The 8,000-nt window shown below is 45.3% G+C and carries 7 protein-coding genes; all 7 read left to right on the forward strand.

The genetic code is table 11. From position 1 onward, the window contains the following. The first annotated feature begins 9 nt into the window (after nucleotides 1-9). The 7 genes from infB (at nucleotide 10) to D8886_RS08780 (ending at nucleotide 7,852) form a co-directional block, all read left to right on the forward strand. Nucleotides 10-2,802 (forward strand): translation initiation factor IF-2, encoded by a 2,793-nt coding sequence (infB, locus tag D8886_RS08750; RefSeq protein WP_125435157.1) that lies wholly within the window; start codon nucleotides 10-12, stop codon nucleotides 2,800-2,802. A gap of 175 nt (nucleotides 2,803-2,977) precedes the next feature. After that, on the forward strand, nucleotides 2,978-3,328 hold the full coding sequence (gene rbfA, locus D8886_RS08755) for a 30S ribosome-binding factor RbfA (protein ID WP_002908941.1): 351 nt from the start codon (nucleotides 2,978-2,980) through the stop codon (nucleotides 3,326-3,328). 240 nt (nucleotides 3,329-3,568) lie between these two features. Beyond that, a complete protein-coding gene (gene nagA, locus D8886_RS08760; RefSeq protein WP_032909878.1) occupies nucleotides 3,569-4,720 on the forward strand; it encodes an N-acetylglucosamine-6-phosphate deacetylase in 1,152 nt (383 codons plus the stop codon). A 158-nt stretch (nucleotides 4,721-4,878) separates the two neighbouring features. Further along, nucleotides 4,879-5,073 (forward strand): hypothetical protein, encoded by a 195-nt coding sequence (locus D8886_RS08765; protein WP_002903311.1) that lies wholly within the window; start codon nucleotides 4,879-4,881, stop codon nucleotides 5,071-5,073. A gap of 76 nt (nucleotides 5,074-5,149) precedes the next feature. Continuing rightward, nucleotides 5,150-5,995 (forward strand): aldo/keto reductase, encoded by an 846-nt coding sequence (locus D8886_RS08770; RefSeq protein ID WP_125435159.1) that lies wholly within the window; start codon nucleotides 5,150-5,152, stop codon nucleotides 5,993-5,995. Next, nucleotides 5,996-6,448, forward strand: coding sequence for a GNAT family N-acetyltransferase (locus tag D8886_RS08775; protein WP_125435161.1), 453 nt, complete (start codon nucleotides 5,996-5,998; stop codon nucleotides 6,446-6,448). 651 nt (nucleotides 6,449-7,099) lie between these two features. Beyond that, nucleotides 7,100-7,852 carry a DUF6261 family protein gene (locus D8886_RS08780; RefSeq protein WP_185761285.1) on the forward strand — a complete coding sequence of 251 codons (753 nt, stop codon included), beginning with the start codon at nucleotides 7,100-7,102 and terminating at the stop codon, nucleotides 7,850-7,852. Nucleotides 7,853-8,000: the final 148 nt, after the last annotated feature.

The raw sequence follows: 8,000 nt of genomic DNA on the forward strand, positions 1-8,000 counted from the left end.
GGACAAGATTTGTCTAAAATAAGATTGTATGAAATCGCCAAAGAACTGGGAAAAGAAAGCAAGGAGGTAGTGGCTCGTGCTAAGGAGCTGGGATTGGATGTCAAAAGTCATTCATCCAGCGTAGAAGCTGACGCTGGTGAGCGAATCAAATCCAGCTTCAAGAAAGCAGCCGCACCTCAAGCTCCTGCAGAAAATCCTGCAGCAGCTCAGCCTTCATCGCAAAAAACTCCTGCCAAAGAGGCTGCGCCAGTCAAGGCAGAACAGACAGAAGCAAAAGCAGCTGCTAAGCTAGAAGCGAAAGCAGAAACGGCAGCACCAGTCAAGCGCCCGCAAAGCCGGAACTTTAAGGCAGAGCGTGAAGCGAGAGCCAAAGAAGAGGCAGAACGTCGTAAGCAGCAAGGCAACCGCAAACCACAAAACAAAGAGCAAGGCAAGCGTGAGGACCGCGATAATCGAAATAAGAATCGCGGAAACCTCAACGACCGAGATAGGGGCAATCGTCCAAATGACCGTCGCGATAATCGTGGTCAAGATGGCCGCCGCAATGGTCAGAGTCATCAAGGATTTAATGGTCAAAACCGCCAACAGCCTCAAGGACCGAAGATTGACTTTAAGGCTCGGGCAGCAGCTTTGAAAGCAGAGCAGAATGCTGAATACGCTCGCTCAAGCGAAGAACGCTTTAAGCAAGCACAGGAAGCAAAAGAAGTTATGGAACGGCAAAACCGCCGCAAGGAGCAGCCTAAGGCAGAAGCAAGTGCAACAGTTCAGCCTGCACCAGCTCCGTCTGCTCCAGCAGCGAATCCAAGCCCAGCGCCAGCCGCTGTGGATACGCGTCGTAAGAAGCAAGCTCGACCAGATAAGAAGCGCGATGATTTTGATCGCGAAGAAGAAGGTCCAAGAAAACAACAAAAGAATCGAAGCAGTCAAAATCAAGTGAGAAATCAAAGAAATAGTAATTGGAATAAAAACAAGAAAAATAAAAAAGGAAAGGGCAACAATAACCAGGCACCAAAACCTGTTACAGAACGTAAGTTCCATGAGTTGCCAACTGAATTTGAATATACAGACGGAATGACCGTTGCAGAAATTGCAAAACGGATCAAGCGCGAGCCAGCTGAAATTGTCAAGAAACTCTTTATGATGGGCGTAATGGCCACGCAAAACCAATCTCTTGACGGCGATACTATCGAGCTCCTCATGGTGGACTACGGTATCGAAGCTAAGAAGAAGGTGGAAGTTGACACAGCTGACATTGAGCGCTTCTTCGTAGAAGAAGGTTATATCAACCAAGATGCCTTGGTAGAGCGTCCGCCAGTTGTCACCATCATGGGACACGTTGACCATGGTAAAACAACCCTCTTGGATACCCTGCGTAACTCTCGTGTAGCAACAGGTGAAGCAGGTGGTATCACTCAGCACATCGGTGCTTACCAGATTGAGGAAAGTGGCAAGAAGATTACTTTCTTGGATACGCCTGGACACGCGGCCTTTACTTCTATGCGGGCCCGTGGTGCCTCTGTTACGGATATCACTATCTTGGTCGTAGCGGCTGATGACGGTGTTATGCCGCAAACGATTGAAGCTATCAACCATTCCAAAGCCGCTGATGTCCCAATCATCGTAGCCATCAACAAGATCGATAAGCCAGGAGCGAATCCTGAGCGCGTGATTGGTGAATTGGCTGAGCACGGTGTCATGTCAACAGCTTGGGGCGGAGATTCTGAATTTGTTGAAATCTCAGCGAAATTCAATCAAAATATTGACAGCTTGTTGGAAACAGTCCTCTTGGTGGCAGAAATCCAAGAACTCAAGGCAGATCCGACTGTTCGAGCGATTGGTACAGTTATCGAAGCCCGTTTGGATAAAGGAAAAGGTGCAGTTGCAACCTTGCTTGTTCAGCAGGGAACTCTGAATGTGCAGGATCCAATCGTTGTTGGAAATACCTTCGGTCGGGTTCGGGCTATGACCAATGACTTGGGCCGTCGTGTTAAGGTGGCAGGACCATCTACACCGGTTTCTATCACTGGTCTCAATGAAACTCCGATGGCTGGTGACCACTTTGCGGTTTATGAAGATGAAAAAGCTGCGCGTGCAGCTGGTGAAGAACGTGCCAAACGTGCTCTTCTCAAGCAGCGTCAAGCTACTCATCGCGTTAGTCTGGAAAATCTCTTTGATACCCTCAAAGCTGGTGAAGTTAAGTCTGTCAATGTTATCATCAAGGCTGATGTGCAAGGTTCTGTAGAAGCCCTGTCTGCTTCCCTGCAAAAAATTGAAGTGGAAGGCGTTAAGATTACCATTGTTCACTCAGCGGTTGGCGCTATCAATGAATCTGACGTGACACTGGCGGAAGCTTCAAATGCCTTCATCATCGGATTTAACGTTCGTCCTACATCTCAAGCTCGCCAGCAGGCAGAAGCTGATGATGTCGAAATCCGTCTCCACAGCATTATCTACAAGGTTATCGAGGAAATGGAAGATGCCATGAAGGGGATGCTGGACCCAGAATACGAAGAAAAAATCATCGGGGAAGCTCTTATCCGCGAGACCTTCAAGGTTTCCAAGGTTGGTACTATCGGTGGATTTATGGTTATCAACGGTAAGGTTACCCGTGATTCCAAGGTTCGTGTTATCCGTGACGGCGTCGTGATTTACGATGGTGAGCTTGCCAGCCTCAAACACTTCAAGGATGATGTTAAGGAAGTTACTAACGGCCGCGAAGGTGGACTCATGATTGATGGCTACAATGACATCCAAGTAGATGACACGATTGAAGCCTACATCATGGAAGAAATTAAGAAATAAAATAAGAAGTCCGTTAAAAACTCGCAGTGAAATCATTTTTGGTGGAAGTTGATACTTCTAATTCCACATCTTTTTCACAAAGAGTTTAGATGAAATTTTATTCACTAAAACTAAAATATAAGCTAGGCTAGGCCTAGCTTATATTGCAGAAGAGAAAAATTAGAAAGGAAATCTCATGGCAAACAATTTTCGTACAGACCGTGTCGGCATGGAAATCAAGCGCGAAGTCAATGAAATCTTGCAGAAGAAAGTTCGTGACCCGCGGGTGCAGGGAGTAACCATTACCGATGTCCAAATGCTGGGCGACCTATCTATGGCCAAGGTCTACTACACGATTATGAGCAATCTAGCCTCTGATAATCAAAAAGCTCAGACTGGTCTGGAAAAAGCGACCGGTACCATCAAGCGAGAGCTGGGTCACAATCTGAAGATGTACAAGATTCCAGATTTGACCTTTGTCAAGGACGAATCCATCGAGTATGGCAATAAAATCGACCAGATGCTGCGCGATTTAGATAAAAAGTAAAGCAGAAACTCAGCTGTCATGGCTGGGTTTTCTTTTTCATGAGATTAATATAATAATTTTTCGCAAAAATGGGTATATACCATTTACAAATAAAAAAGAAAGAGTTATAATATAGTCAAAAAAACTCAGAGATTCAAAAGCGGGGGTTAGAAAGTAGCTATAGAAAGATGCTAGCTCTATCACAGAATTCCGCTTTGAATGGCAGAGAATACAGAAGTCAAGAAAGAGGGAGGCAGTCTTATGCCTACATATATCAAAGCAGATCAATTTTTCTATCCTCAGGGAATTCGTCAGGGCGGTTATTTAGAGCTGATTGACGGCAAGTTTGGCAAGCTGGTGCAGTCTGTTCCGCAGGATGCAGAAGTAATAGACTACAGTGGCTACTCGATTGCACCAGGTCTAGTGGACACTCATATTCACGGCTTTGGCGGTGTTGATGTGATGGACAATAACATTGAAGGAACTCTTCATACCATGAGTGAGGGTCTCTTGACTACCGGTGTGACCAGCTTTTTACCAACAACCCTGACTTCATCCTATGAGCGGCTCTTAGCGGTTACTGAAAATATCGGTGCTCGCTATCAAGAAGCTAGCGGAGCCAAGATTCGCGGTCTCTATTTTGAAGGGCCTTATTTCACCGAAAAGTATAAAGGCGCTCAAAATCCTGCCTATATGAAAGATCCTAGCATGGATGAGTTTCGTGCTTGGCAAAAGGCCGCAAATGGCTTGCTCAATAAGATAGCTCTCGCGCCAGAGCGTGATGGTGTGGAGGAATTTGTCCGTACGCTGACTGATGAAGGCGTGACCGTTGCTCTGGGGCATTCTAACGCAACCTATGATGAAGCCAAAACTGCGGTCGAAGCAGGTGCCAGTGTCTGGGTGCATGCATACAATGGTATGCGGGGCTTGACCCACCGGGAGCTGGGCATGGTTGGTGCCATGTACGAGCTGCCCCACACCTATGCGGAACTGATTTGTGACGGCCACCATGTTGACCCTAAGGCCTGTGACATCTTGCTTAAGCAGAAGGGACATGAAAATATTGCCCTCATTACTGACTGTATGACCGCAGGAGGTCTTGAAGATGGTGACTACATGCTGGGAGAATTTCCAGTGGTTGTGGCGGAAGGAACTGCTCGGCTTAAGTCAACGGGCAATCTAGCGGGCTCCATTCTCAAGCTCAAGGACGGATTGAAAAATGTGGTCAAATGGGGCATTGCCAATCCTCATCAGGCGGTTATGATGGCTAGCCTGATTCCGGCAAAATCCGTCCATATTGATGATGTCTGCGGACAGATCAAGGAAGGCTACGATGCTGACTTTATCGTTTTAGATAAAGATTTAGAGCTGGTAGCTACTTATCTTGATGGTCAAGAACGATTCCATGTATGAGAACCGCAGGTATTTTAAATTAGTCTCCTTATATTTTTCAGAAAGAGCAGGGAAACCTGTTCTTTTTGGTTGGCAGACGCCTTGATAGTCTTCGCCTAGATTTGAATTGCTTTCTTAGGCGTGATATAATGAGACTATAATGTAAACAGGAGTAGGCTATGAAACGAATTGATGCGAAATTTTTGATAATGGGACTTGTATTGCTGCTGGCGGGACTGATCTTTGGACGAATCTTGATCCTTGTCGCAGGAGTTGCTTTCATTATCTATAGCTTTTTCAGTAAAGGTATGGAGCCGACCAAGGAAAATATCTTCAAACCCAAACCAATACTGAAGAAAAAGGAAAAGAAATGAGCAGTTCTGCTCTTGTAATCACTGTAGTAGCTGCCTTGCTGAAGGCAGTAGAAGGAATTTGTAAAGGAGACGTGAGATGAGAGAATATCTTTTGAACAATGGTGTAGGCATTCCGGTGCTGGGCTTCGGTACTTGGAAGGCTCAGGATGGCGAAGAAGCCTATCAAGCAACATTAGCCGCTCTCAAGGCAGGCTATCGGCATATTGATACGGCAGCTATCTATAAGAACGAAGAGAGTGTCGGACGGGCAATCAAGGACAGCGGAATTCCGCGGGAGGAGCTCTTCATCACGACCAAGCTTTGGAATGACATTCATACTTATGAGGAGGCTCAAGAGGCCTTTGCGGCCTCAATGGAGCGGTTGGGACTGGACTATCTGGACCTCTACCTCATCCACTGGCCGAATCCCAAACCCCTGAGGGAAAACGATGCTTGGAAAAAGCGCAATGCCGAAGTCTGGCGGGCTATGGAAGATCTTTATAATCTCGGTAAGATTCGAGCGATTGGCGTCAGCAATTTCCTGCCTCATCACTTAGAAGCTTTGCTTGAAACAGCGCGCATGACTCCTGCTGTCAATCAAATCCGCCTGGCTCCAGGTGTCTATCAGACAGAAGCGGTGAACTTCTGTCGTGAGCATGAGATTTTACTGGAAGCTTGGGGACCATTTGGTCAAGGTGAGCTCTTCCAAAATCCAGCCGTACAGGCTGTGGCAGATAAGTATAGCAAGACTATTGCCCAAGTCGCTCTAGCTTGGAGCTTGCAGGAAGGCTTCCTGCCCCTGCCTAAGTCGGTCACTCCGAGACGGATTGCCAGCAATTTGGACTGCTTTGGCATTGAGCTAGATGCTGCTGACTTGGAAGTGCTCAAAAATGTCAGCGGTTTGGCCGGTGGCGCACCAAATCCGGATGGGATGGATTTTTAGATGAAAATCCGATTCTATCGAAGTTCAGATAGAGAAGCCTTGCAGTCTTACCATTTAACCGACTTGAGATTTACCAATCATCCTAGTCAGGCTGTTGCTGACTTAGAAAATCGCTATGCTATCTTGGGCCTTGTAGAACATCAAATCGTAACCTTTCTGATCTTGGATGCTGGAGAAAAGAAGTTTACTTATGGCGGTCAGCCAGAGAGCCTGCTCCTTCGTAGCTTTTCAACGGATGAAGGCTTTCGGATGCGAGGATACGGTAGTCAGACGCTGAAGCTCTTGCCTGATTTCATAAGAGAGCATTTGCCCATGTATAAAAGTATTATACTAGGCGTCAATGAGAGAAATCAAGTCGCTTCCTACCTCTACCGAGAGACTGGTTTTAGCAAACAGCCCCAGCGGATATTAGGACCAGCTGGCTGGCAGGAAGTATATGAATTAAAAATATAAAGCTATCCCCAGTTTGAAAAGAGCTGGGGATTTTTATCTCTACCACCAGAAGAAACTATAAAACAAGGTGCTGCTCTGCTATAATAAGAGGTGTAAAATGAGACCAATATCCAACGAAATACTAAGATAGAGGAATTAGATGAAGAAGACCCAAGAATTGGAAATTACACCAAACTGATTGAAGAAAGTATCGAGCCCTTGAGAGTGGGAAGATAAAACTGAAAGGTAATTATCAAAACTTCGAAGAGTAAACTCTGGCTAAATATCCAATCAATCTAAAGGCCGAATACGAGTATTTACTAAAATATTTAGATAATCTAGGTTTCGAATAGTCCAGTTTGCTAAAAAATCCGTGCTTTCTATCTATCGAGTGATGTATTTTGGTATAATTTAAAGGTTTTCTAAGGTTCGAATACTAGCGTTTGTTAAAATTTCAAAGTATTCTAAACGTGAAATGCTCTGATAATACATTTTTAAAGAGAAATAATCCCCATCCGAAGTTAAAGAAATCATCGGGTGGGAATATTTTATGTCTTTGATTTTGAAAAAGTGTTATTTCAGGGATAAAAAATGACATTTCAGGGCAGTCTTGCAAAAGATTTATTGCCACGTGCTATACTTAGTTCATCAAATTATTGGAGAAGTTTTATTATGACTACTAACTACACCATTCGTCCCCTGACCTATAGCAACTTTACTCACCGTGAGTTTGAAAGTTTGATGACGGATTCTCGTCAAATCATCATGGACTTTGTCAAGGCCAATAAGAACGAAGATATGTATGGTACGCACTTGGAGCCCTTTGCGAGCAAGCTAGAAGAGTTCCAGAAACAGCTAGCCAGCGTGGAAAAGAAACAAACCACGAGTCTAGCAGAAGTAGATAAGGAGCGGGACAGCGCTCTGGTCGGACTTTTTACCCTGCATAGGGGATTTGCCAAGATAAAGGAAGCAAAGTTCAAAGAAGCCCATGAGACATTGGCTCCAGTCCTAACCAAGTACAAGGATATCACCAAGCATAATAACGATGTCGCCACTGCTGAGATCAAGAGCCTCCTCAAAACCCTCAAGGAAGAGCCCTACAGTGCGGCAGTAACTACGCTGGGACTCTCACCGGTGATTAGCGCAGTGACGACTGCTCAGGAAGACTATGATAAGGCCGAAGCCTTAGCGCGTGCAGCCAAGTCCAGCAAAGAAGTCGGTAAGACCAAGCAGCTGCGCACGGAAATCTCCCGCACTTATGACCTCTTTATGCGCTATACCGCAGCCTCCGCAGAAGCCTACCCAGAGAAAGCCCACTTTGCCAAACTCCTCAAGGATCTCAACACCATCCGAGACAGCAAGCGCCGCCTATCCAGTCCTAATAAGAAAACCAAACTGGAACAGACTCTGGAAGTAACAGGATAAAGAATACTCCCTTAGAATTGTAAGTTCTAGGGGATTTTTGTAAAAAAATTTAAGTTAGGCAATATTAAAACATTATCCCTAATATATTATCCTGTGCTAAGCGTTTTTCTATCTAAAACTACATGGTTAGCAACAAAAGTATATGAAG

Source organism: Streptococcus sanguinis (assembly GCF_003943655.1).
Classification (GTDB): Bacteria; Bacillota; Bacilli; order Lactobacillales; family Streptococcaceae; genus Streptococcus; species Streptococcus sanguinis_F.

Coding starts and splice junctions, on each gene's coding strand:
- rbfA (WP_002908941.1), top strand. CDS start 2,978: ATGGCAAACAATTTTCGTACAGACCGTGTCGGCATGGAAATCAAGCGC.
- nagA (WP_032909878.1), top strand. CDS start 3,569: ATGCCTACATATATCAAAGCAGATCAATTTTTCTATCCTCAGGGAATT.
- D8886_RS08765 (WP_002903311.1), top strand. CDS start 4,879: ATGAAACGAATTGATGCGAAATTTTTGATAATGGGACTTGTATTGCTG.
- D8886_RS08770 (WP_125435159.1), top strand. CDS start 5,150: ATGAGAGAATATCTTTTGAACAATGGTGTAGGCATTCCGGTGCTGGGC.
- D8886_RS08775 (WP_125435161.1), top strand. CDS start 5,996: ATGAAAATCCGATTCTATCGAAGTTCAGATAGAGAAGCCTTGCAGTCT.
- D8886_RS08780 (WP_185761285.1), top strand. CDS start 7,100: ATGACTACTAACTACACCATTCGTCCCCTGACCTATAGCAACTTTACT.